The organism is Nonomuraea sp. NPDC050451 (assembly GCF_044458585.1).
On record NZ_JBITHZ010000017.1, the window covers coordinates 209,376 to 233,485 of the forward strand.

The 24,110-nt window shown below is 69.1% G+C and carries 18 protein-coding genes and 1 pseudogene; 10 read left to right on the plus strand and 9 right to left on the minus strand.

The annotated features are described in order from the left end of the window. Positions 1-318: 318 nt before the first annotated feature. The 6 genes from ACIBI9_RS39780 to ACIBI9_RS39805 all read left to right on the plus strand — a co-directional run bounded on the left by ACIBI9_RS39780 (position 319) and on the right by ACIBI9_RS39805 (position 10,422). A complete protein-coding gene (locus tag ACIBI9_RS39780) occupies positions 319-4,503 on the plus strand; it encodes an NEW3 domain-containing protein (protein ID WP_397230233.1) in 4,185 nt (1,394 codons plus the stop codon). A gap of 146 nt (positions 4,504-4,649) precedes the next feature. Beyond that, complete coding sequence (locus ACIBI9_RS39785) at positions 4,650-5,414, plus strand: GntR family transcriptional regulator (protein ID WP_397230235.1); 765 nt, start codon at positions 4,650-4,652, stop codon at positions 5,412-5,414. A gap of 11 nt (positions 5,415-5,425) precedes the next feature. Then, a complete protein-coding gene (locus ACIBI9_RS39790; protein ID WP_397230237.1) occupies positions 5,426-7,120 on the plus strand; it encodes a hypothetical protein in 1,695 nt (564 codons plus the stop codon). Between the two features lie 124 nt (positions 7,121-7,244). Next, positions 7,245-8,564, plus strand: coding sequence for an ABC transporter substrate-binding protein (locus ACIBI9_RS39795; protein WP_397230239.1), 1,320 nt, complete (start codon positions 7,245-7,247; stop codon positions 8,562-8,564). 75 nt (positions 8,565-8,639) lie between these two features. Beyond that, positions 8,640-9,596, plus strand: a complete 957-nt coding sequence (locus ACIBI9_RS39800; protein WP_397230241.1) for a carbohydrate ABC transporter permease — start codon at positions 8,640-8,642, stop codon at positions 9,594-9,596. A gap of 1 nt (position 9,597) precedes the next feature. Next, positions 9,598-10,422: a carbohydrate ABC transporter permease gene (locus ACIBI9_RS39805; RefSeq protein ID WP_397230243.1), complete on the plus strand. Its 825-nt coding sequence runs from the start codon at positions 9,598-9,600 to the stop codon at positions 10,420-10,422. A 250-nt stretch (positions 10,423-10,672) separates the two neighbouring features. Here the strand turns inward: ACIBI9_RS39805 and ACIBI9_RS39810 are convergent, their stop codons facing one another. Further along, positions 10,673-11,104, minus strand: a complete 432-nt coding sequence (locus tag ACIBI9_RS39810) for an STAS domain-containing protein (RefSeq protein ID WP_397230245.1) — start codon at positions 11,102-11,104, stop codon at positions 10,673-10,675. 152 nt (positions 11,105-11,256) lie between these two features. On the opposite strand from ACIBI9_RS39810, the gene ACIBI9_RS39815 reads away from it, so the two are divergent. Together ACIBI9_RS39815 and ACIBI9_RS39820 are read left to right on the plus strand one after the other, a co-directional pair. After that, a complete protein-coding gene (locus ACIBI9_RS39815; RefSeq protein ID WP_397230276.1) occupies positions 11,257-11,583 on the plus strand; it encodes a helix-turn-helix transcriptional regulator in 327 nt (108 codons plus the stop codon). A gap of 165 nt (positions 11,584-11,748) precedes the next feature. After that, a complete protein-coding gene (locus ACIBI9_RS39820) occupies positions 11,749-12,363 on the plus strand; it encodes a dihydrofolate reductase family protein (protein WP_397230246.1) in 615 nt (204 codons plus the stop codon). Between the two features lie 180 nt (positions 12,364-12,543). Here ACIBI9_RS39820 and ACIBI9_RS39825 read toward each other — a convergent pair whose 3' ends face one another. Continuing rightward, positions 12,544-13,509: a helix-turn-helix transcriptional regulator gene (locus ACIBI9_RS39825; RefSeq protein WP_397230247.1), complete on the minus strand. Its 966-nt coding sequence runs from the start codon at positions 13,507-13,509 to the stop codon at positions 12,544-12,546. 52 nt (positions 13,510-13,561) lie between these two features. Between ACIBI9_RS39825 and ACIBI9_RS39830 the strand changes: the two genes are divergently transcribed. Beyond that, a complete protein-coding gene (locus tag ACIBI9_RS39830) occupies positions 13,562-14,707 on the plus strand; it encodes an epoxide hydrolase family protein (RefSeq protein WP_397230249.1) in 1,146 nt (381 codons plus the stop codon). Between the two features lie 503 nt (positions 14,708-15,210). Here the strand turns inward: ACIBI9_RS39830 and ACIBI9_RS39835 are convergent. From ACIBI9_RS39835 to ACIBI9_RS39855, 5 genes are all read right to left on the minus strand, one after another. Then, positions 15,211-16,173, minus strand: a complete 963-nt coding sequence (locus tag ACIBI9_RS39835; RefSeq protein ID WP_397230251.1) for a hypothetical protein — start codon at positions 16,171-16,173, stop codon at positions 15,211-15,213. A 4-nt stretch (positions 16,174-16,177) separates the two neighbouring features. Beyond that, positions 16,178-17,080 carry a carbohydrate ABC transporter permease gene (locus ACIBI9_RS39840; protein ID WP_397230253.1) on the minus strand — a complete coding sequence of 301 codons (903 nt, stop codon included), beginning with the start codon at positions 17,078-17,080 and terminating at the stop codon, positions 16,178-16,180. Further along, positions 17,077-18,219: a carbohydrate ABC transporter permease gene (locus ACIBI9_RS39845; protein ID WP_397230255.1), complete on the minus strand. Its 1,143-nt coding sequence runs from the start codon at positions 18,217-18,219 to the stop codon at positions 17,077-17,079. Before ACIBI9_RS39845 ends, ACIBI9_RS39840 begins: the two co-directional genes overlap by 4 nt. A gap of 61 nt (positions 18,220-18,280) precedes the next feature. After that, on the minus strand, positions 18,281-19,591 hold the full coding sequence (locus ACIBI9_RS39850; protein ID WP_397230257.1) for an ABC transporter substrate-binding protein: 1,311 nt from the start codon (positions 19,589-19,591) through the stop codon (positions 18,281-18,283). Between the two features lie 47 nt (positions 19,592-19,638). Beyond that, positions 19,639-20,682, minus strand: coding sequence for a LacI family DNA-binding transcriptional regulator (locus ACIBI9_RS39855; RefSeq protein WP_397230259.1), 1,044 nt, complete (start codon positions 20,680-20,682; stop codon positions 19,639-19,641). A 372-nt stretch (positions 20,683-21,054) separates the two neighbouring features. On the opposite strand from ACIBI9_RS39855, the gene ACIBI9_RS39860 reads away from it, so the two are divergent. Continuing rightward, a complete protein-coding gene (locus ACIBI9_RS39860; protein WP_397230261.1) occupies positions 21,055-22,926 on the plus strand; it encodes an adenylyl cyclase in 1,872 nt (623 codons plus the stop codon). A gap of 607 nt (positions 22,927-23,533) precedes the next feature. Here ACIBI9_RS39860 and ACIBI9_RS39865 read toward each other — a convergent pair. Both ACIBI9_RS39865 and ACIBI9_RS39870 read right to left on the minus strand, forming a co-directional pair. After that, positions 23,534-23,731, minus strand: a complete 198-nt coding sequence (locus tag ACIBI9_RS39865) for a hypothetical protein (protein WP_397230263.1) — start codon at positions 23,729-23,731, stop codon at positions 23,534-23,536. 294 nt (positions 23,732-24,025) lie between these two features. Continuing rightward, positions 24,026-24,110, minus strand: a pseudogene (locus ACIBI9_RS39870) (IS5/IS1182 family transposase); the annotation flags it as partial.

Here is a 24,110-nt window from a genome sequence, read left to right on the forward strand (position 1 = left end):
CTGTGGACTGCGTCGGTCGCGCTGAGACGCGGTGAAACCCAGCTCCTCGCGGATGCCGGGCACAACCACGCCCACCATCAGCTGCGGGCCGGCGTCATACGGGCGGCCCACCGGACAAATCTGGGCATACCGGGTGGCGTAGCCGAACCGGTGCTCTATAGGATCCGCCGAAAGCGCTTTCCCGTGCCCGGGATCCCCGGCACGGACGCCGGGTGACGCTCCCCGGGTCAAAGGTCTGGAGTGAAGATGCGAATCGCGTCGTTGAGGGGCACCGATCTGTTCGTAGGCTCCGCGTCCGCGCCACGCCAGGTCGTGCGGGTGACCCTGACGGATGTGCCGGGGCCGGTACTGGTGCGGGTGGAGGGTCCTGCCGTCACCACGCCCGAGCCCGTGACGGTCACCGGTGACGGGGAGGCCGAGGTGGGGGTGCTCATCGCCGCGCCCGCGCCGGAGGGCTCCGTCCACCGGGTCACCGCCGTCGCGGAAGGCGCGGGCGAACGCCGTACTCTCGACGGGAGCGTCGAGGCGGCGGCCACCGGCTGGACGATGTGGATGGTCTCGCACTTCCACTACGACCCGGTCTGGTGGAACACCCAGGCCGGGTTCACCGAGGTGTGGCACCAACTACCCGACCTGCCGTGGGTCGGCAAGCTGCGGCCGCCGTTCGTCCGTACCGCCTTCGACCTGGTACGCGCGCACCTGGACGCGGCCAGGCACGACGACGACTACAAGTTCGTCCTGGCCGAGATCGACTACCTCAAGCCGTTCTGGGACGTCTTTCCTGAGGAGCGGGAGCAACTGCGGCGCTTCCTGGCCGAGGAGCGGGTCGAACTCGTCGGCGGAACCTACAACGAGCCCAACACCAACTTGACGCACCCCGAGTCGACCATCCGCAACGCGGTCTACGGCATCGGCTACCAGCGGGACGTGCTCGGCGGCGACCCGCGTACCGCCTGGATGCTCGACGTCTTCGGCCACGACCCGGCATTCCCGGGACTGATGGCCGACGCGGGGCTGGACTCCGCCTCGTGGGCGCGCGGCCCGTTCCACATGGTCGGCGCCAAGCGGCACACCGGCGACATCACCCGCATGCAGTTCCCCAGCGAGTTCGAGTGGGTCTCGCCGTCCGGGCGCGGGCTGCTCACCAGCTACATGTCCAACCACTACGTCGCCGGCTGGGACGTGGAGCGCAAGGCGACGCTCGAAGAGGCGATGGCTGAGGCGTACCAGCAGTTCAGCGAGCTGAAGAAGGTCGCGGCCACACCCCATGTCCTGCTGCCCGTCGGGCACGACCACAACCTGCCGTCGCGCTGGTGCACCGAGGTGCACCGCGCGTGGGCCGCCCGCTACGTCTGGCCCCGGTTCAGGGTCGGCCTGCCCCGCGAGTTCTTCGCCGCGGTACGCGCCGCCGCCCCGCGGCGCGGGATCACCCCGCAGACCCGGGACATGAACCCGGTCTACACCGGCAAGGACGTCTCGTACATCGACACCAAGCAGGCGCAGCGGGCCGCCGAGGTCGCCGTGCTCGACGCCGAGCGGCTCGCCACCCTGGCCGCGCTGCTGGGCGAGCGCTACCCCAGCGAGGCGCTGGACAAGGCGTGGCGGCTGCTGGCGTACGGCGCCCACCACGACGCGATCACCGGCACCGAGTCCGACCAGGTGTACCTGGACCTTCTCGCGGGCTGGCGCGAGGCGTACGAGCTGGGCGCGGCGGCCCGGGACGGCGCCATCGCCGGCCTCGCCGCCCATGCCGACACCGGCCACGCCGACGCTGGGGGCGCGGGCCGGGCGATCCTCGCCGTCAACACGCTGTCCTGGAACCGCGACGGCGTCACGACCGTGCGGGTCGCGTTCCCCGAACCGGGAACGACCGGCGCGGAGCTGCGCGACGACCGGGGCGAGCCCGTCCCGGCGGTGGCCGAGGGGGTGCTGCGCCACCCGGATGGCACCGTGGCGGAGCTGAGCCTGACGTTCGTCGCCCGTGACGTGCCGTCGCTGGGCTTCCGCGTCTACCACCTGGTCCCCGCGCCCGACCTGCCCGCCGGGTGGGCCGAGGAGCCCGGACGCGCCGCGATCGAGAACGAGACGTTCCTGATCGAGGCCGACGCCACCCGAGGCGGCGCGCTCAGCCGCGTCCTCGACCGGCGTACCGGCCGGGAACTGCTGCGGCCCGGCGGCCTCGGCGGCGAGCTCTACCTGCAGGACGAGTACGAGACGCATCCGGTCTGGCACGAGGGCCCGTGGCACCTGCTGCCGAAGGGGCCCGGCGTCGGCACCCGGGAACAGGCCACGACCGTACACGTACGGAGGTCTCCGGTCGGTCGCCGGATCGTGGCCGTCACCCGCCTCGCCGACCTGCGGGTCACCCAGGAGACGACCCTGTGGGACGGCATCGACCGGATCGACTTCCGCACCCACGTGGACGGCTCGATCGGCCGCGACCACCTGCTGAGGGCGCGGTTCGACCTCGACCTGCCCGGCGCGCTGCCGGTCAGCGAGGTCGGCTTCGCCGCGATCGGCCGGTCGTTCGGCTTCCCGAACTCCGACGCGGGAGAGCACCTGTACACGCTGGACAACCCCGCGCACACCTGGGCGGGCCTGTCGGCCACGGCGCGGATCGCCCTGTCGCTCGCGGACGGCCGCCGCGAGGACCACGCGATCGGGGTCGCCGAGGTGGTGGCGTCCGGAGACGGGGACCGCGTACGCGGCCTGCTCGACCGGCTGGTCGCCTGCGGCGTCACCGCCACGCTCACCCGGCCGGACGGCCCGCGCTACGGCGCGCTCGACGGCGACTCCAACCTGCCCGACGTACGTATCGTGCTCGGCGACGCGGACGCGAACGCCTTCGCCGAGCAGGTCCTCGGCGTCGCGCCGGAGGGCTGCCGGGAGGCACTGGCACGGCACGGGCGCGTGTTCGTACCCGCCGGCCGCACCCGGCGCGAGGCCTGGGTTCCGAGCGCCGACCTGCGCGGCGTACGGGATCTGCCCGTGCTCATCGTGGCCGGGTCCGCCGTCGACGATGTCATCGACGACCTCGCCGACTCGGTGATCGACGTGCCCGTCCCCGCCGGGCTCCCCGGCACCGCGGAGCCGGTCGACGACTACTCGGTCGCCGTGGTCAACCGCGGCACGCCCGGTTTCGTGGCCGAGTCCGACGGCACCTGCTACGTCTCGCTGATGCGCTCCTGCGGGGCGTGGCCGAGCGGCGTCTGGATCGACGGCCCGGCCAGGACGGCCCCCGACGGCAGCAGCTTCTCCCTTCAGCACTGGACGCACACCTTCGAGTACAGCCTGGTGGCCGGGGCCGGTGACTGGCGCGCCGCCGGATTCGTACAGGCCGGGCAGGAGGTCAACCACGCGGTGCTCGCGCGTGAGGTGGCCGCGTCGCCGGGTCCGCTGGGCGCCCGGACGAGCCTCGGCGGGGTCGAGCCGTCCAGCGTCGTGTTGACCGCGTTGAAGCCGCGCGGAAACCCGATGGCGTCGGGGCTGTCCGGCGACATCGACCTTGCCGCCGGTGTCACCGTGCGGCTCTACGAATCGGCCGGGTCACCCGCGGTGGCTCGCGTACGCCTGCATGGCGGCCTGACCGACGTCGAGGTCGCCACGGTGCTCGAGGCGGCGACGCCTGAGGTGGCGACGCTCGCGGGAGCGGGTGAGCGGCCCGGCGACGCGGTGATCCCGCTGCGGCCCGCCGAGATCGTCACGCTGGGCGCGCGCGCCGCCCTGGGACCGGGTCACGCGGCCGCCCACGTCGAGCCCGCCCAGCCGGTCTTCACCCGGTACTGGCTGCACAACAAGGGTCCCGCCCCGGCCGGGTACCTGCCGGTCGCGGTCCACGTGCATCCGGTGGCGCTGCGGGTGGGTCCGGGCGACGAGGAGACCGTGCGGGTCACCGTCGCCTGCTCGGCCCGGTCCGCCGTCGGCCTGGTGGAGCTGGACGTGCCGGACGGCTGGGCGGTGGCTCCTCCCGGCGCTCTGAAGTACGACCTGGAGGCGGGGGAACACGCCGAGTTCGAGACGGTCCTGCGGCCACCCGCCGACGCCGGGGCCGGGACCTACTTCGTCGCCGCCCGCATCCGCGACGAACTGGGCCAGACCCTCGAGGACGTGGTCACCGTGACCGTCGGCGACCCGGAGCCCCACGAGCCGCTCACCGTGACGTTGGGTCCGGCCGGGCTGGAGGTCGTGCCGGGCGGGCGGGCGACGCTCACGGTCGAGCTTGTCAATGACGCGCGCACCGAGGTACGCGGAGAGACGCAACTGCTCAGCCCGTTCGGCACGTGGGGCGCCGGGGCCGGGGAGGTGCTCTCCGGCCCGTGGACGCAGGGCTTCGCCGTTCCCGCCGGAGGCCGCGTCCCGTTGCACTTCACCGTACGGGCACCGGGCGACGCCCGGCCGGGGGCGCACTGGTGGGCGGCGGTGAAGGTCGGCGCCTTCGGCCGGGTCCACTACACCCTGACGCTTCCCATCGAGGTGCGGCATTTGTCAGGACAATATGTGTAGAAAAGTCAGGACAACATATTGACGCAGCTCTTTCCGGGGCGTTTGGATGGGTGACCTGCAGGACCCTGGTCCGGCGAGCCGATCGACCGCGGAAACAAGCGTGACAATGAGCCTATTTGTCAGATAGTCCTGTCATAATGACAACCATGCCCTCCCAGATCCCCCAGGTGGAGTCGCTCGCCGCCCTCGTCAACCTCGACAAGAACAGCGCCGTTCCGCTCTACTTCCAGGTGGCCCAGCAGTTGGAGGCCGCCATCGCGGGCGGCGTGCTGCCACCGGGCACCCGGCTCGACAGCGAGATCGAGCTGGCCGACCAGCTCGCGGTGTCGCGCCCCACCATGCGCAAGGCGATGGAGTTCCTCGTCGACAAGGGCCTGATCGTGCGGCGACGGGGGGTGGGCACCCGGGTCGTCCAGTCCCAGGTCCGGCGACCGCTGGAGCTGAGCAGCCTGTACGACGACCTCAAGAGCACCGGCCAGGAGCCGGCCACGACGGTGCTGTCCAACACCGTCGAGCCGGCCTCCGCGGCGGTCGCGGAAGCCCTCGGGCTGGCCGAGGGGACGCCGGTGATCGCGTTAGCGCGGCTCCGGAAGGCCCGCGACCAGCCGCTCGCCAAGATGCGCAACTACCTGCCCGCCTTACTGCTCGAGGTCAGGACCGACGCGCTGGAGAAGCAAGGGCTTTACGAGCTGATCCGGGCGGCCGGCATCCGGCTGCACGCGGCGACCCAGACGGTCGGCGCCCGCAATGCCACGGCGGCGGAGGCGCGGCTGCTCGGGGAGACCCGGGGCGCCGCCGTCCTGACCATGGAGCGTGTCGCCTACGACGACAGCGGCGCGCCCGTGGAGTACGGCACCCACATCTACGCCGCGACCCGCTACAGCTTCCAGATGAACCTGCTCATGGGCTGATCGATGAAGAGATGAACGACGAACATGTTGACGCCGCGTTCACCGCGGCTGTCCAGGTTGCCCTGACCGGGCAGGTCAAGGCGATACTCGACGAGGACGACGGCTGGGGTGACCTGCAACACCGCTCGCTGGCCGAGCGGATCCTGGCCCTCGTCGCGTACGGGCGGGACGGCCGGCTGCTCGATCACGCGGCCCGGCTCGCCGCCCGGCTGCGCGAGCTACAGGGCCCCGGCGGGTTGTTCACCGGCGGTGACAACGTCGACTCCCCGCCGGACTCCGCGTTCAGCGTCAACGATCTCGCCGACGCCCTGTGGCTGCTGCGGCGCGACCCTCCCGGTGCTGCCGGGCACGGGCTGGCTGACCTGCTCGACGACCTGCTGACGGCGGCCACCCCGGCCCTGGCGCGGGGCGGGGTGCACACCCCCAACCACCGCTGGGAGATCTCGGCCGCCCTGGCCAGGCTGCACCGGCTCGCACCCGACCGGGCGGTGGCGGAACGGGTCGGCCAGTGGCTGGCCGAGGGAGTCGACATCGACGACGACGGGCTCTACTCCGAACGCAGCGCCAACTACGCCGCGTACGTGTCGAACCCGTCTCTGCTCACCATCGCCGAGGTGTTCGACCGTCCCGATCTGATCGACGCCGTCGAACGCAACCTGGACGCCACGCTCGACCTGCTGCTGCCGGACGGGTCGGTCGAGACGGTGCTGTCGCGCCGCCAGGACCAACGGCAGCCGCTGCCTCTGGCGCCCTACCTGCTCCCGCTGCGCCGGGTCGCGCTGCTGCGCGGCCGGGGCGACCTCGCCTGGGCGGCCGGGCTCGCGCTGTCCCAGGGGGTCGTCTCACCGGCGCGCGCGGCCACGGAACTGATCCTCGGCCCCGGCATCGGGCGGGAGCTGCCGGAACCCGTCCCGCCCCGGAGACCGCGACAACGCGTCTTCGGCGCCGCGGGACTGCTCGTCGACCATCGGCCCGCGACGACGACCGTGGTCTTCGGCGGTTCCGACTATGCGCGCCACAGGCGCATCCGTTCCGGGCTGGCGAACTCCCCGACGTTTCTACGCCTGTTCGCCGGGGCGGCCGTCCTGGGGGACGTGCGTCTCTCGCGCGTCTTCTTCGGCCTGGGACCGTTCCGCGCCGCCCGATTGCTGGTCGAACGCGATCAGGGGGACACGACCGCGACGCTCACGGAATCCGTGTCGGCCTCCTACTACCAGCCGATGACGGATCAGAACCGCGACGCGCGCGGCCACTACGGGCTGGTGGACGATGGCCGGTTCAGCGCGGCGATGGACTTCGGCCGTCGTACGCGGGACGAGGTCACGCTGACCACCGCCGTCCACGTGGCCATCACGGACACCGGGGCCGAGCTGACCGTCGACCTGGCGGGCCCGGCCGTGGACTGGGCGCTGGAGCTGGCCTTCCGGCCCGGCGGTCGGATGACGGGCGCCACGGCCCTGGACGAGCACGCCTGGCAGCTCGACCCGGGCGAACCCGCGGTCTACCGCGTCGGTGACGACTCCATCACCGTCACGGTGCCCGCCACGTCGATGGCCGCTTCCCATGCGGTCCCCGCCTACGAGCCCGGCGAGGAGTACCGGTTCCTCGGAGGCACCGACGCCGTGTCGGGAGAGCGGCTGTACGTCGCCGGACGAGTGCCGGGTAGGTTGCGTTTGCGCCTCACAGCCGCCCATCACGTGGGATGAAACCGCAGTTCACCGGCCCGCCAAGTATTTCATCTTGACGTACATATGTCCTGACTATTGACCTAGTAAGCGCTTTCCCGTTAGCGTCCCACGCCACAGGCAGATGACCCCCCGAGGAGACGCCATGACGACTTCCGTGACAACCAGGAAACGACTCACGCGCTGGCGCTGGGTGCCAGTGACCGTCGCCGTGGTGCTCGCCCTCACCGCGTGCGGTTCGAGCTCCGGCGGCGACTCGGGCGGGGACTCGGGCGGGGGCTCCGGCGCCAAGAGCATCAGCTTCTGGCTCTCGGCGAGCGCGGCCCAGGCGCAGGGCTACCACGACCTGGCCAAGGAGTTCGAGGCCAAGGAGGGCGTCAAGGTCGAGATCGTCAACGTTCCCTACGACGGCTACCAGGACAAGCTCCGCCAGGCCGCGCAGGCCAACTCCCTGCCCGACGCGGCCAGCGTGCCCTCGCTCGACACCATCTGGATCAACCAGCTCCAGGACCTCGCCGCGACGGCGAACGCCCCGGCCAACAAGATCAACAAAGACCTGCTCACCGTCCAGGACGGCAAGGTCCTCTGCATTCCCTCCGACCTGACGGCGGCCGGGCTGTTCGTCAACAAGAGCCTGTTCGAGAAGGCCAAGGTCGACATTCCCGCCGACCCGAACAAGGCCTGGACCTGGGACGAGTTCCTGGCCGCCGCCACGAAGGTCCGCACCGCCACGAACGCCAAGTACGACCTGGTCTACGACCAGTCCCCCGCCCGCATCAGGGCCTTCATCTACGGCCACGGCGGCAAGGGCTTCCAGCTCGGCCCGGACAACAAGTACACCACTCCCGACGACGCCACCGTGCAGGCGCTGTCGAAGTTCGCCTCGCTGAACGACGACAAGGTCATGCCGAAGTCGGTCTGGGGCGCGGGCGCCGACCCGAACGCCCTGTTCAAGAGCGGTCAGGTCGTCGCGTACTTCTCCGGCGTCTGGCAGGTGGCCGACTTCGCGGAAAGCATCACGGACTTCGACTGGGCCAGCGCGCCGACGCCGGTGGGAAGCATCCACGCCACCGACATCAACCTCGGCGGCAAGGTGGTCGCCTTCAACAACGGTGACAAGGCCGACCCCGCCAAGAAGTGGGTGGACTACGTCTTCCAGCCCGCGAACTACACGAAGCTCGCGCAGGTCAACGGCTACCTGCCGGTGGAGTCCGGTCTCACGCTGAACTACCCGTTCAAGAACAAGGCGGCCCTGGACGCGTTCCAGCTCTACCTCAAGGAGATCGAACTGGCGGACCCGATCTCGTCCTATGGACACCAGAGCGGGGCGAAGCTCCTGCTCGCCGGTAAGTCCATCCAGGAGGACCCGACCAAGGTCGAGATGGCCAAGCTGATCAACGGTCAGCAGGACGTCAAGAAGACCGTCGACAACATCGTGTCGGGACTCAACCAGCAGATCGGCTGATCATACGGGCCCGCCGGCGCTTTCCCGCGCCGGCGGGCCGAGCCCTGCAGAACGCGGAAGAAGGAGGAGAGCGCAATGGCGGAGAGTGTGCCGCAATCGGCGGGGCGCGCCGACGAGACGCCGGCCCGGACCGCATCGCGGTGGTGGTCCCGCCTACGGACCCGGCGGCATGACCGCTACACTCTGGCACCCCTGTTGCTCATCTCGTCCAACCTCGCCCTGTTCCTGCTCTTCTTCGTCTGGCCGGCCGTCATCGGCGTGGGATACTCCTTCACCAGCTACACGGGCGTCGGCTCGGCGCCGTTCGTGGGCCTGGACAACTACGAGCGGCTGCTGAACGACGAAGCGTTCTACGCGGCGACGGTCCGTACCCTGATCTTCACGGCGGCCGTCGTCCCGCTGACGTTCGTCGCCGCGCTGAGCGCGGCCGTGCTGATCGTCAGCCCGTACAGCCGTGGCAAGCCGGTCGCGCGGGTGATCTTCTTCGTGCCCTGGCTCATCTCCCCGATCATCGCCGGCGTCATCTGGCGCTGGATCTTCGGTGAGAACTTCGGGCTCGTCAACTACATCATCATCTCGCTCGGCGGCGAGGCGGTGCCGTGGCAGTCCAACGGGAACCTGTCCCTGGTCATCGTGATCATCGCCTCGGCCTGGGGTAACACCGCGATCAACATGCTGATGTTCGTCCCGGCCCTCAAGAACGTGCCGCGTGCGTACTACGAGGCCGCGTCCCTGGACGGCGCGGGCTCGTGGGCCAAGTTCCGCCACATCACCCTGCCCTCGATCGCGCCCACGTCCTTCATCGTGATCCTGCTCAGCACCCTGCACTCGATGAAGGAGTACGCACTCATCCAAGCGGTCAACGCCGGAGGTCCGGGCACCGAGAACAACCTGCTGATCCAGTACATCTTCACGACCGGCTTCCGCCGCGCCCAGATCGGTTACGCGAGCGCGGCGTCCTTCGTGCTCATGCTGCTCCTGATGGTCATCGCTGTCGTGCAGTTGGTCATCAACCGCCGGAAGGACTCCTGAGATGGACAACCTGCTGCCGAAGAAGGTCTGGGCGACGGCGGCCCTGTGGTTCATGGTCGCCCTGTACGGCGTTCCCGTCCTGTGGTTCCTGCTCAGCTCCTTCAAACCGGCGGGAGAGCTGTTCTCCTATCCGCTGACCCTCTTCCCGACGCAGCCGACCATCTCCGGCTACACCGAGGCCTGGACGAGCTTCGACTTCAGCCGCTACTTCGGCAACACCCTCATCGTGGCCGTGTCCGCGACCCTCATCACCATCCTGACGAGCGCGACCTGCGGCTACGCCCTGGCGAAGTACACCAACTGGTGGCTGCGGGCGTTCACCATCTGCGTCCTGGCCACCACGATGCTGCCGGGCGAGGTCATCCTCTCCCCCCTGTTCCTCATCGTCCGCGACCTGGGCCTGTACAACAGTCTCGCTGGCGTCGTGGCCCCCTCGGTGATCACGGCGACGGGCACCTTCATGTTCCGCCAGTTCTTCCTGAGCGTGCCACGCGACCTGCTGGACGCGGCCCGCATCGACGGCAGCGGGGAACTGTCGACCTTCGTCCGGATCATGCTCCCGCTCTCCCGGCCGATCATCATGACCCTCGCCATCATGTCGTTCCAGTGGCGGTGGAACGACTACATCTGGCCCCTCGTGATCCTCAACGACCCGAAGGAGTTCACCCTGCAGATCGGCGTCGCGAGCATCGTGGGCGCGGAGAACGTCAACTGGTCGGTCCTGCTCGGGGCGTCGGTCCTGTCCATGATCCCCCTTGTCGTGATCTACCTGATCTTCCAGAAGTACGTGATGAACGCCGACCTCAGCGCCGGCCTGAAGGATTAGCTCGTCGTTCGCGAATGCCGCATCCGACAGCCCGGGCGGTGTATCACCGCACAGGTGATTGCGACTGCTGGGACTCCGTGTGTCGCCGCGACATGGGACGGTCACCGTCCCATCTTTCGGGCTCGCGCAAAGACCAGCCTTCCCGGTTTTTCGGCAGCGAGCGCCAAGATGATCGCCTGGATTCTCGGCGACCTCCGGGACTACCGCAAGCCCATCCTCGATGCGGCGAACCCACGGCCAGAGCGTCAGGTCATGCCGCGGACCGCGGCGTGGGATCGATCACATCGGCGGCCAGCAGCGCCTGATCGAGCACGGCATAGGTGTGCAGGATCTGATCGACGCCCGTGAGCTCCAGGATGCGCTTCACCCGTTCGTGCGGGGCGGCCAGGTACAGGCCGGTGCCATGCTCATCGTGACGGTGGCACTGCTGGACGAGCACGTGCAGGCCGGAGCTGTCCATGAAACTCACCCCGGACAGGTCCAGCACCAGCGGCAGGCCGGCATCCGGATGCTCACGCTCGATGTAGGCGGTCAACTGGGCGGCGGTGGCGGCGTCCACCTCGCCCGCCACCTCGACGAGGGTGCCGCCGATCAGGGCTCGGCTGGTCAGGCGTAGCGGGGTCACGTCAGTCATCCACGCGGCCAGGTCATCGGCATGGCGGCCGTCCGCCTGTTCAGACATCGCGTATCCGCCTCCTCGATCGATACGGGACTTCAGTGCTCTCTCGACCGTAAACCCTGAAGAGGGTTACATGAAAGCTCTTTCACTATAAACTTGGAAGATAGTCACTAAATCAACACCGCCCGTCACCATGGACTGAAAGTGTGAGCGCCATGCAGCCCGGTCACGAGACCCCGGCCTGGACCTTCCTGACCCACCACGCCCGCGTGCTGCTGGAGATCGCCCGCAACCCCGAAGTACGCCTGCGCGAGATCGCCTCCTGGATCGGCATCACCGAACGCACCGTGCAGAGCATCGTCAACGACCTGCACGACGCCGGATACCTCACCCGCGAACGGGTCGGCCGCCACAACCGCTACACCCTCAACACCGACCTGGACTTCCGCTACCCCACCGAGGCCGGCATGCCGGTGCGCCGCCTGATCGCCATGTTCGCCGACCGCGACCTGCCCGACGGCCCGCCACCGCAGCAGCCCTGACGCTGGAGTCGGCGTTTGTCTGACTGGTCGCGGGGATCAAAGAGGCGCACTGTGGGTGGATGGCCGATGGTCTCCGGCGGAATCGGGCTGGTCGACCAGCACCTTGAGCGCGCCGTCTGGCACCCTCCACTCACCCTCAAAATCACCTAACACAAGGTGGACATCATGGCTCGAATCATCGCTGACATCTCACTCTCCCTCGACGGCTTCGTCACCGGGCCTGACCCCGACCTCGACAACGGTCTGGGCACCGGCGGCGAGGCCCTGCACACCTGGGCGTTCTCCGACGACCCCGGCGACCGCCAGGTCCTGCGCGAGTCGACCGCCCGCTCGGGCGCCGTCATCCTCGGTCGCCGGCTCTTCGACGTGGTCGACGGGCCGAAAGGCTGGAACGACGACGTCGGCTACGGCGCCGGCGAGGTCGGCAAGCCCGCGTTCGTCGTCGTGACGAGCTCGCCGCCGGAGTCTGTGCGGCTCACCGGCCTCGATTGGACGTTCGTCACCACCGGTCTGCGCGATGCCGTCGCCGCCGCGCGTGAGCGTGCGCAGGCGGCGTCGTCCGACCGCGGCGAGGACCTCGATGTCGTTCTCATGGGCGGCGGCGCCACGATCGGCTCGGCGCTGGCCGCCGGGCTGGTCGACGTGCTGTCGTTGCACCTCGCGCCCGTCGTGCTGGGCGCCGGGACGCCGCTGTTCACCGGCGGAGCACCGCGCACGCTGGTGCAGCGGAGCGTGATCTCGACCTCGACCGCGACGCACCTGACCTACGACGTCGTCTGATGTCCACGTACCGATGAATGCGTGCAACCGCGTACGGGGGCGCCGGCGTCCCACTGGTGCGGGGTTCTCATCCCCTTGGGCCGTAGGCCGTCATGAGGATGAGGACGACGATCAGAGCCTCTGCGCAGCAGGGGGATGCTTCCTGGCAACCGGTGACACCCTTCAGCATCCCACCGTGCCTCAGGCGGGCGTGTGATGCCGGGCCGCATCGACGAGGCGGGTGCCGAGCGCGCGGATGTGCTGGATGAGTTCGGGCGGTTCGTGAACCTCGAACGGGACGCCGAGTTGCGCCATCCACATGGCCAGTTCGTCGAGGGAGTGCGATCCTGCGCTGAGAATGCATGCGCCGTCGTCGGTCGGCTCGACCACCGCCATCGTCGGCGGCATCCGGGCGGCGATGACGTCGGCCGGGGCATGCACCGTGAACCGGCCGCGGTAGCGGTAGGGGTCGACGGAGATCCGCTCGGAGACGTAGCGGACGAGATCGGCGCTGGGCAGCTCGCGGGGTGTGAAACGTGGCCCGTTGGGGGTGTGCAGGCGCAGCCGGTCGACGCGGAAGGTGCGCCAGTCGTCTCGGCCGGTGTCCCACGCCACCAGGTACCAGCGGCGTCCCGAGTTCACCAGCCGGTACGGCTCAGCGGTCCGGCGGGCCTCGGTGCCGCTGTGGGAGCGGTAGTCGAAACGCAGGCTTTCCCGGTGGCGGACGGCCGCGGCGATCCCAGTGAGCACGGCGGGGTCCACGGCCGTGGCGGGGCCCGCCAGCGGGACCGTGACCGACCGCAGGTCGCCGACGCGGTTCCGGAGCCGGGGCGGGAGGACCTGCTCGAGCTTGGCGAGAGCGCGGACCGAGGTCTTCTGGATGCCCGTCACGCCGGAGACGGCGGCGGTGCCGAGCCCGATGGCGACCGCGACCGCCTCGTCGTCTTCGAGCAGCAGTGGCGGGAGTCCCGCGCCGGCGCCGAGCCGGTAGCCGGGTGTGCCCGCGGTGGCATGTACGACGTATCCGAGTTCGCGCAGCCGGTCGATGTCGCGGCGGATCGTACGGGCCGAGACACCGAGCCGTTCGGCCAGCTCGGCGCCAGACCAGTCCTTGGGGGTCTGCAGCAGCGACAGCAGCCGCAGCAGCCGCGCCGAGGTCTCCAACATGGCGATAATCCTAGGACGGGAGTTGTCCTAACCGGTATCTACCGTGACAGACATGAACGACGACCTGCGCATTACCCCTTTCCGAATTGACATCCCGCAGGCGCAGCTGGACGACCTGTACGGCCGGCTGGCGGCGACCCGCTGGCCGGACGAGCTGCCCGGTGTGGGCTGGTCCTACGGGGTCCCCGTCGGCTACGCGAAGAACCTGGCCGAGTACTGGCGCACCGGGTTCGACTGGCGTGCCGCCGAGGCACGGCTGAACGCCTTCCCCCAGTTCACGACCCGGATCGACGGGCAGAACCTTCACTTCCTGCACGTCCGCTCGCCCGAAACCGACGCGCTGCCACTGATCATCACGCATGGCTGGCCGGGTTCGGTCGCCGAGTTCATGAAGGTCATCGGCCCGCTCACCGACCCGGCTTCGCACGGCGGCGACCGGTCCGACGCGTTCCACGTCGTCGCCCCGTCGATTCCCGGGTTCGGCTTCTCCGGTCCGACCGCCGAAACCGGCTGGGACCTGCAGCGGGTCGCCCGGGCGTGGGCGGAGCTGATGGACAGGCTGGGCTACCGGCGATACGGCGCACAGGGCGGCGACAGCGGCTCGGTCATCTCACCGATGCTCGGCCGCGCCGCGCCGCAGAACGTCGCCGGGGTCCACGTCAACGGCGCGCTCGGGTTCCCGACCGGTGACCCGGCCGAGTTCGAGGGGCTCACCCATGCGGAGCTCGCCCGCCTGGGCCAGTACCAGGACCAGGACCGAGCCGGTTATGCGATCATCCAGGCGACCCGGCCGCAGACCCTCGCGTTCGGGCTGCACGACTCGCCCGCGGGGCAACTGGCGTGGATCGTGGAGAAGTTCAAGGAGTGGACCGACCCGGCCCGCGAGCTGCCCGAGACCGCGGTGGACCTCGACCAGCTGCTCACCGACGTGAGCATCTACTGGTTCACCCAGACCGCCGCCTCGGCCGCCCGTCTCTACAAGGAAGGGCAGAAGGGCTGGGGGGCGGTGGCCGAGTACTCGGCACTGCCGCACGGCGTCGCCGTCTTCCCCGGCGACGCCGGGGTCCGGCGGATCGCCGAGCGCGAGCACAACGTCGTGCACTGGTCGGAGTTCGACCGCGGCGGCCACTTCGCCGCGATGGAGGCACCCGACCTGCTCGTCGAGGACATCAGAGCCTTCTTCCGCCCCCTCCGGTGAACTCCTGGCCCTGACGGCCAGAGCGGTGACGCGCTGACGACGCTGAACCGGCTCAACATCCGGCGCCCGCGCGGTGACACGGTCCCGATGGGTGATTCCATCTGACGTGCATGGGAGGGGTCGCCGTAGTGCCCACGGCCGGCGTCCTGGCACTGGGCATGCAGACTGCCGACGACAGTCGAAGCCCGCGCCTGGTACGGCTCACTGCACCTGGCGGGCAGTTCAGCGTCGGCTGGGTTGGGTGGTGCGGCGCGTAGCCGAAGGTGCCGACGCTGTTCGGCACCCCAGCTTGGCGCAGGCGGGCGGCGAATGCCGGAGTTCGGGCAACGTGATCTGCCAGCGGGCGCCGCCTTGCTCATGCCTTGCTCGCACTCAGCCGGCCAGGCCGCCCGGCTGGCCGAGTGGGGGCGGCCGTTGCGGCTGCTGGAATTCGATCGAAGTCGGCACCGACGACCGGCGAGAGCGGCGCCAACCATCCTTCTTCGCCGTACCCGGTGGAAGAGCTACCGGTGGGCCGCGCTGCGGTCGACGGCGGGCATCAGGCCCACATCCGGCGTGCTGGTGACGGGGACGGGGTCGGCGAGTTCGCCGACGAAGCGGCCGTCGACGAGGTCGCGGAACGCCATCAGGTGCCAGCGGCCGTCGTGCTGGACGAGGCGACCGGCGTAGAGCGAGGTGTCGGGGAACAGGCGGGCGGTGGAGATGTCGAAGGGGCCGTGGAGGCTGGGCCCGGTGACGCTGAAGATCCCGCCGGTGCCGTAACGGCGGCGCGCGTCGTCGTCGAGTTGGGCGCTCGCACACGAGAAGATCAGCGTGGGAGTGCCGTCGACGACTTCGGCCTGGACGACCTCGATGTGGCCGAAACCGGCGCCGGGCTCGGTCAGCGGCGGCTGGATGTGCCACTGCTCCAGATCGGTGGAGGTGCAGTGCCCGACGACGCCACGGCTTCGCCAATCGCCGTGGCCGGCGCGGGCGGTGACGTACATGTGCCATTGGCCGTCCTCGCCCCGGAAGACGAATGGGTCCCGCCAGGCTTCTTCCGGCCATTCGGACTGGCCGTGCTTCTCGTACCAGCGGGAGTCGGCTTCCAGGACGGTGCGCGGCGGGTGCTTGTGCCAGACGAGCAGGTCCGTCGAGGTGGCGACGCCGACGCGCTGGATGTCGCCGCCGTCCTGCCGGGTGGTGCCGGTGTAGAACATCCGCCACAGCCCGGCGTCGTCGCGTACGACGCTGCCGGTCCAGGTGGTCCAGTCGTCGAACGCCGGGGAGTCCGAGACCGTCAGCGCGTCGGGGAGCACCGTCCAGTCCCGCAGGTCGGCGGAGACGGCGTGGCCGACGCTCGGGTGGCGGTGGCGGCGGTCGGGGTCCCCGAGGCCGCGGGAGGCCCGGAGGTAGAACACGTGGTGGAGCGCGCCGTCGTAGGCGTACCACGAGTCCCAGATCCAGCTGTCCGCGAGTCGCAACAATTGATTACCCCTTGATTCCGCTGTTGGCCACACTGGCCACGAAGCTGCGTTGGAAGATGACGAAAAGCACCATGATCGGGAGGGTGACCAGGGTGGTGTAGCCCATGATCTGGCCCCATGGCACGCCCTCGGCGGTGTTGGACTGGAAGAAGTAGTCCAGGCCGACGGGGAGGGGCCGCAGGCTCTCCTCCTGGACGACCATCGTGGGCCACAGGTAGGAGTTCCAGATGGGCAGGAAGGTGAGGATGGCGCTGGTGGCGAAGGCCGGTCCGCTCAGCGGGACGACGATGCGCCGGTAGACGGTCAGGAAGCCCGCTCCGTCGATGAAGGCGGCCTCGTCTATGTCGCGGGGGATGGACTTGAAGAACTGTACGAACAGGAAGATCGAGAACGCGTTGGCGATGAACGGGACGATCTGCACGGCGTAGGTGTTGATCCAGCCGGTGGTCAGCTCGGGCGTCCCGGTGGCGAAGGAGAGATAGGGCAGCTCGTTCACCCAGTACAGCAGCGGGAGCGCGAGCGTCTCGAACGGCACGATGAGGGTCGCGATGAGCACCCCCATGACGATCCCCTGCCCGCGCCAGCGCATCCGGGCGATGCCGAAGGCGGCCAGGCTGTTGATCACCAGCCCGAGCCCGACGACGAGGAACGAGACGAGCACGGAGTTGGCGTAGAAGCGGGCGAGCGGGACCCGGCTGAACAGTCCTTGGTAGTTGTCGGGGCCGACGTCACCCACGGGCAGGAACGCCCGGACGGATTCGAGGTCTTCGAAGATCTGCAGCTTGCCTTTGAAGCTGGACACGATCATGAAGATCATGGGCAGCAGGAAGGCGAGCGAGAACAGCGCGCAGGCGGCGTAGAAGGCGGCGCGCGCGAGGGTCCGGCGGGCCTTGACGGTGGTGGTCATGCGTCCCTCTCCCTGGTGAGCCGGCGCTGGATGAGCGCGACGCAGAGCACGAGTACGAAGAACACGAAGGAGATGGCCGAGGCGTACCCGATGCGCTGTTTGCCGTAGCCCTCGGTGAAGGCCTGGTAGACGAGCGTGGAGGTGGAGTCCAGCGGGCCGCCCTTGGTCATGACGTTGATCTGGGTGAACAACCCAAGAGCGGCGATGGTGATGGTGACCAGGACGAACACGAAGGTGTGCCGCAGACCTGGCCAGGTGACGGAGGTGAAGGTGCGCCAGGGGCCCGCGCCGTCCATCTTGGCGGCCTCGTACAGCTCGGCCGGGATGGTCTGCAGCCCCGCCAGCCAGATGATCATGTGGAAGCCGACGGCCTGCCAGATCGACATGACGATGATGGCGGGAAGCGCGGTGGACGGGTCGGCGAGGAAGGCGATCGGGTCCCAGGACGGGTACACCGCCTTGATCGCGTTGTTGATCAGGCCGTCCTTGTCGTAGATGAAGGCCCACAGGATCGACACCACGACCATCGACATCACGACGGGCAGGAAGAACACCGTACGGAAGAACACCCGCCCCCGGAACTTGCTGTTGACCAGCAGCGCCAACAGTAGGCCCAGCCCTCCTTGGACGGGGACGATGACGAGGGCGAACACGGCGGTGTTACGCAGCGACTTCCAGAACAGCGGGTCGCCGGCGAGCCAGAAGCTGCCGCTCTTGCCGTCGGCGGCGGCGGAGTCCGACAGCACCGACATCCCCTCGTAGGGAGTGCCGCTGCCGTTCTTGGTCAGGCTGCGCAGGGCGGTGCGGACGGTGCCGTCGGCTCCGGCGAGCTCGCGGACGCGGGCCTCGTCGAGGGTGACGTGCTTGATGCTCAGGAGTTCTTCGAAGTTGGACAGGCCGACCCAGCGGGTGGGTTGCGGCGAGGAGAGCTTGGCGTCGGTGAAGCCGAGGCTGAGGGCCAGGGCTATCGGGATGATGAGGAAGATCAGCAGCAGGAACATCGCCGGCGCGGTGAACAGCCGTCCCACCCTCGCCTCGGTCTTGCGGCGGTCGGCGGGTCGGCCCGGCCATCGCCTGGGCCGGTCCCGCATGTAGGTGACGGATCGCTTGGGTCTGCCGCGGGCATGCGTCAGGGACACGTGGACCTCACAGGTGGGGGCGGTCCGGGGTGGGTGGCGGCACGCCCCGGACCGGGGCCGATCACTGGTAGTTGTTGTTCTCGGCCAGGTTCTTGTCGATGGCGTCGACGGCGGCGTTCAGCGTGTCCTGCACGTTGGCGCCGGCGATGATGTCGGCCGCCGCCTTCTCGAAGGTCTTGGCGATGAACGGGTAGGCGGGTGTCGGCGGGCGGATGAGCGCGTACTTGCGGGCGAGCTCGAGGTAGGTGCTCTCCTTGGTGCCTTCCTTGAACTTCTTGCCCAGCGCCTGCGCGCCGGCGGAGGCGGGCAGGTTGCCGAGCTGCTCACTGAAGGCCGACAGGTACTTGTCCTGCAGCGCGAAGCTGATCCAGCCGTTGACCGCCTCGGGGGTCTGGCAGGTCGCGGACATTCCCCACTGCCAGGAGCCCGCGCCGATGTAGGGCTGCTTGCCCAGGTTGGGCGGCGGCAGGATGAGGGTGTCGTCGCCGTACTTCTTGATCGCGTCGCCGACGCTCCAGGAGCCGGCCCACTGCATCGCGGCCTTGCCCTGCACGAAGTCCGTGCCGTCGACGGATTCCTTGGGGTTGGCCAGCTTGTTCTTGAACAGGCCCTGGAACCACTGGCCCCACTTGATCGCCTGCGGGCCGTTCAGGACGCCTTCGGCGGTGGAGAGGTCGGTGCGGTTGATGAGGTCGCCGCCGAAGGACTGCAGGAGCGGCGAGTAGGCGTAGGGGTACCACTCGCCGGTCCAGCCGGTGGCGAGGGAAAGGGGGTAGTCGTACTTGCCCGAGGCCTTGATCTTGGCGAGGGCCGCGTCGAGCTCCTCCAAAGTCCACGGCTGGTCAACGGTGGGGATCCGGATGTCGTTGTCCTCGAGGACGGACTTGCGCGCCAGAATGCCGAGGGCGGCGTCGTAGAAGCCGACCGAGTACAGCTTGTCGTCGTAGATCCCCTTGACTCCCGGCAGCAGCGGGTCGGTCAGCTTGGCGTCCACGGTCAGCGGCTGAAGATATTTGGCGTACGCCCAGCTCGGCATGATCGGAGCGTCGACGTCGAGGAGACACGGCAGGTTCTTGGACGCCGCGGCCGACACGACGGCGTCGTTGTAGGACGCCTGCGGGAACGCCTGGACAGTGATCTCGTACTTGTCCTGCGAGGCGTTGTAATCGTTGGTGACCTGCTGGACCAGCTTGAGCTCGACCTCGTTGCCGGCGTTGTGCGTCCACATGGTGACCTTGGTCTTGCCACCCGACGTGGTCGCGGCGGAACCGGTCGGCCCCGCGCTCGTCCCGCCGCCGCCGCAGGCGGCGAGCGCCAGCGCACCGGCGACGCCCAGGGCGGCCACGGGGAGGTTCCGGGCTAGTATCGACATGATGCCCTCCAAGCGAGGCAACGGCTGCGCCGTTGCGTGGGTATTGCTCACCTCCGCGTACTGGTCCTGACCCGACCAGTGCGCGGAGCGGCGACCGAGTCTCGGACGACGAGGCCGCCATTGATGTGGACCTGGCTGACCGCCAGGTCGTCCGCCGACTCGATGCGCTCGATGAGTCGGCCCACCGCCCACTTGCCCATCTGGCGATGGGGCAGCGCCACGGTGGTGAGTCCGGGACGGAGCGCTTCCGACACCAGGACCTGGTCGTCGAATCCGACGATCGACAGGTCCTGGGGTATGCGGATGCCCCGTTCGAAGCAGGCCATGTAGACGCCCATGGCCATGCGGTCGGTGAAGGCGGCGACCGCCGTCACCTTCGGGAACTGCTCGAGCAGCCGCAGCATGGCCGCGTAGCCGTCCGCGGCATTGGTGCCCTCGGTCAGGACGACGCGTCGCGGGTCGTCGTCCCATCCGTGGCGCGCGGCGACGTCCTCGAACGCCTTGGTTCGCAGCGTGGTCGCGGGGTAGCTCGGGGTGTCACAGATCCAGCCGACGTGGTGGTGGCCGGCACGGGCGAGCTCCTCCAGAACCTCGCTCTCGCCGCCGTACTCGTCGGGCACCACCCAGTCGATGTCGCGGTCCGGGCACAGCGCGTCGACGAGAACGGTGGGCGCGGGCAACTGCGCCGGCAGGGCCAGCTCCCGGTGGAAGTAGGAGGCCACCAGGATGCCCGCGACCTGGTGCTCCTCCAGCAGGCGCAGGTTCTCGGCGATGGCGTCCGGGGTGCCGACCTCGATGAACAGCAGGTCGTAGTCGTGCTCGCGGGCGGCTGACTGGGCGGCCTCGAGCATCGTTCCGGCGTAGGGCTGGGTGGCCACGCCCAGGCTCAGCAGGCCCAGCAGCGGAGCCGACTGCGTACGCAGGCTGCGGGCGGCGCGGTTACCGCGATAGCCCAGCTCCGCCGCCGCCATCCGGACCCGCTCGGCCGTCGCCTCGGCGACCCGGCCGGCGCCTTTGCCGGACAAGACCAGCGACGCAGCCGCGACCGACACTTCGGCGCGGAGGGCGACGTCCTTCAGGGTGGCTGCCATGGCTCCTCGTTAATCGATTGACGTTAATCGATTGACGGAACGATACGTCTACGTATCGGTCACGTCAACAGTCGTTACCAGTACGTGACGGAAACCCGTCCGCACCCGCTTGAACAGGGGCTCCTTGGTTGACACGTGCGCACAGACCAGGCGTACAGTCACCGATGCCGGAGGAAGCGCGCGGCCGGCGACCGGCGGGCGCGCCGCGCTCCGTGTACTTGTGATCCGGCCGGTTCACGCGATAGAAACGTCCGAAATCAGAGAGCGCTCTCTCGCGGTGCGGTGTAGCGGGCCATCCCTCGAAGGATCTCATCCACCTCCGATGCCCTCCAGTCCATGCAGCGCTGCCCCCGCAGCGGAAAGGACAACCACATGACGACCCAGCCTCCCGGCGACGGGACTCTCACGATGCGCCGCCCCGGTCGGGCGTTAACGTTCGGTCTCGTCCTGGCGACCGCCGTCATGACGACAGGAACGCCCGCCACCGCCGCATCGCCGGCCCCCAGTACCCCCGATCTCGGGCCGAACGTCACCGTCTTCGACCCGAGCATGCCGGTCAGCGACATCCAGGCGACCCTCGACGCCGCCCACGCCGCCCAGGTCGACGACGAGATGGGCACCACGCGCCACGCCTATCTCTTCAAGCCCGGCACGTACGGCACCGCCGAACACCCACTCCAGATCAAGGTCGGCTACTACACCGAGATCGCCGGCCTGGGTGCCTCACCCACCGACGTTGTCATCAACGGCAAGGTCGAGGTCTACAACCGCTGCCTGGCCGACGGCGGAACCAGCAACTGCCTGGCGCTCGTCAACTTCTGGCGCACCCTGTCCAACCTGTCGATCAACGTCAACACGACCGGCCAGGACGGCTGCAGGTCGTCGGCGAACTTCTGGGCCGTCTCCCAGGCGGTGTCCCTGCGCCGGCTCAACATCAGCGGCGGCAACCTGTCGCTGATGGACTACTGCACCGCCGGCCCGCAGTACGCCAGCGGCGGCTTCATCGCCGACTCCAAGCTCCCGTCCGTCACCAACGGGTCGCAGCAGCAGTGGCTGACCCGCAACACCGAGGTCGCCGGCTGGTCCAACGGCGTGTGGAACCAGGTCTTCTCCGGCGTCGTCGGCGCGCCGACCGAGGCCGGGTTCCCGAATCCGCCCTACACCACCCTCGACACCACTCCGGTCAGCCGGGAGAAGCCCTACCTGTACGCCGACGCACAAGGCAGGTACAAGGTCCGCGTGCCCGCCGCCCGCAAGGGCACGCGTGGCATCTCGTGGGCCGACGGCATGACGCCGGGCCGTACGCTGCCGATCAACGATTTCTTCGTCGCCAAGCCGTCGGACTCGGTGCAGGTCATCAACAACCAGCTCGCGCGCGGCAAGCACCTGCTGCTCACGCCCGGCGTGTACGACATCGCGCGAAGCATCGAGGTCAAGCGCCCGAACACGGTCGTCCTCGGTCTCGGGCACGCCACACTCACCGCCGTCCACGGCTCGACCCCGCTCGACGTCGCTGACGTCCCCGGGGTCGTCGTCGCCGGCGTGACCGTCGACGCGGGTCTGGAGAAGTCGCCGGTCCTGCTCAGGGTGGGTGACAGGCACGGAAAGGGCTGGAGCTCGGCGGACAATCCGACGACCCTGTCGGATGTGTACTTCCGCGTCGGCGGACCGCACGTCGGCAAGACCGACGTCGCGCTCGAGGTCAACAGCGACCACGTGCTCATCGACCACACCTGGGTGTGGCGCGCCGACCACGGACTCGAGGGCTTCACCAACACCGAGCGCTGGAACACCAACACCGGCCGGAACGGCGCCGTCATCAACGGCGACCACGTGACCGCGACCGGCCTGTTCGTCGAGCACTTCCAGCAGTACAACACCATCTGGAACGGTGACGACGGCACGACGATCCTGTACCAGAACGAGCTGCCGTACGACCCGCCGACCCAGGCCGACTGGATGAACGGCGACGTCGAGGGCTGGGCCGGCTACAAGGTCGGCGACCGCGTGAAGAGGCACCGCCTCTACGGCGCTGGTGTGTACGTCTTCAACCAGAACAACCCGCAGATCCACACCGAGAACGGCTTCGAGGTTCCGCAGACCCCGGGAGTCAAGCTGCACCACATCATGACCGTCAACCTCACCGCCGGCACGATCGACCACGTCGTCAACGGCGTGGGCGACGCGGCCGACATGACCAAGGGCGGTGTGCCGGTGTACATCTCGGACTATCCAGCCCCGTAGGGTGCCCCCGGTGGGCCGGAGTCTCCGCGCCCCGGCCCACCGGCACGCCGCCGTGACGCTCCCGATCAGCTCCTGCACACCATGGCTCAGCAGCACCTTCAACACGCTGGAGCAATGCAGCGGCAGCCGCCCACCGACCTGTGCCGCCAGGCCGAGAGCGTGCGGTGCGGACAGCCGCTCGGTGATCATTGCCTCGCGTCCTTCGCGGACGGCCAGTTGCACATGCAGGCGAAGCCACCGCGTGCTTGACGAACTCCCGCACCGCCACCAGCACCGCATTGATTCGTCTGTGGCGTACGCCTGCGTCGTACTCTCCGCCGGCCCGTGCATCTCCAGGCCGTCGTCGAGCACCGTCCAGTACCGAACACCAGACGGCAAGCACACCGGGAACGTCCGCACGAACCACCTCCAGCAGGAAGCGGCCAGCCACACCAATGCGCCAACCCCTACAGAAGCTGTCGCACACCCCCATGAACACCGCGCTCGCACGACAGTGCACGACACTCAATTCACCCCAGCAGAAGCTCAAGTACCGCAGCACGACGGAGGCCGTCATCGGCGGCGTGACCGGTGACCTGCCCCGGCCCCACAAACTCTTGCTGGGCCGCTACGACGCGGCCGGCCGTCTCTGCGTGATCGGCCGGACCACCCGGTTGAGCGTCGAGGCGGCGGCCGGATCATCCCTGGTCACCGCTATTGCCACCGGCGTGGGACGGCGGAGTCTACGGACGGCCGGACCCTCGAGCCGGACGTGGTGGTGGAGGTCCTGGCCGACGTCGCCACCGAACACGGTCGCTACCGCCACCCGGTGCGCTTCCTACGCTCTCGCGCCGACCTGGGCCCGGCGCAGGTGGCCATGCTGGACGACGTCGAGCTGTTATCCCCGAGCCCCTCTGCATCAGTTCCGGCACCGGACAACTCGCCCAGCTCATCACGCATCCGCACGGCCAGCGGATACAGGCCTTTGCCGAAGCCGTCCGCGCCACTCACGCGGTCATCCCCGGGATCTCCGACCGCGGCTGAGGCTGCATCGGCACCTACCGCTCCATCCGCGGCCGGGCGACGGGAAGACGACCGTATGGAGTACCTTGAGCCCTTTTCATCCTGAGTAGCGGCCTTCTTCCACCAGCTGCAGCACGAGGATCGCCTGCACGAGTGCGGTTGCGCGATGCGGGCAACAGCGC

Bases quoted from the DNA above. Each gene is read 5' to 3' on its own strand.
- ACIBI9_RS39840 (WP_397230253.1), bottom strand. From the start codon at position 17,080: ATGACCACCACCGTCAAGGCCCGCCGGACCCTCGCGCGCGCCGCCTTC.
- ACIBI9_RS39820 (WP_397230246.1), top strand. From the start codon at position 11,749: ATGGCTCGAATCATCGCTGACATCTCACTCTCCCTCGACGGCTTCGTC.
- ACIBI9_RS39785 (WP_397230235.1), top strand. From the start codon at position 4,650: ATGCCCTCCCAGATCCCCCAGGTGGAGTCGCTCGCCGCCCTCGTCAAC.
- ACIBI9_RS39825 (WP_397230247.1), bottom strand. From the start codon at position 13,509: ATGTTGGAGACCTCGGCGCGGCTGCTGCGGCTGCTGTCGCTGCTGCAG.
- ACIBI9_RS39815 (WP_397230276.1), top strand. From the start codon at position 11,257: ATGCAGCCCGGTCACGAGACCCCGGCCTGGACCTTCCTGACCCACCAC.
- ACIBI9_RS39860 (WP_397230261.1), top strand. From the start codon at position 21,055: ATGACGACCCAGCCTCCCGGCGACGGGACTCTCACGATGCGCCGCCCC.
- ACIBI9_RS39855 (WP_397230259.1), bottom strand. From the start codon at position 20,682: ATGGCAGCCACCCTGAAGGACGTCGCCCTCCGCGCCGAAGTGTCGGTC.
- ACIBI9_RS39795 (WP_397230239.1), top strand. From the start codon at position 7,245: ATGACGACTTCCGTGACAACCAGGAAACGACTCACGCGCTGGCGCTGG.
- ACIBI9_RS39805 (WP_397230243.1), top strand. From the start codon at position 9,598: ATGGACAACCTGCTGCCGAAGAAGGTCTGGGCGACGGCGGCCCTGTGG.
- ACIBI9_RS39830 (WP_397230249.1), top strand. From the start codon at position 13,562: ATGAACGACGACCTGCGCATTACCCCTTTCCGAATTGACATCCCGCAG.
- ACIBI9_RS39790 (WP_397230237.1), top strand. From the start codon at position 5,426: ATGAACGACGAACATGTTGACGCCGCGTTCACCGCGGCTGTCCAGGTT.
- ACIBI9_RS39850 (WP_397230257.1), bottom strand. From the start codon at position 19,591: ATGTCGATACTAGCCCGGAACCTCCCCGTGGCCGCCCTGGGCGTCGCC.
- ACIBI9_RS39800 (WP_397230241.1), top strand. From the start codon at position 8,640: ATGGCGGAGAGTGTGCCGCAATCGGCGGGGCGCGCCGACGAGACGCCG.
- ACIBI9_RS39810 (WP_397230245.1), bottom strand. From the start codon at position 11,104: ATGTCTGAACAGGCGGACGGCCGCCATGCCGATGACCTGGCCGCGTGG.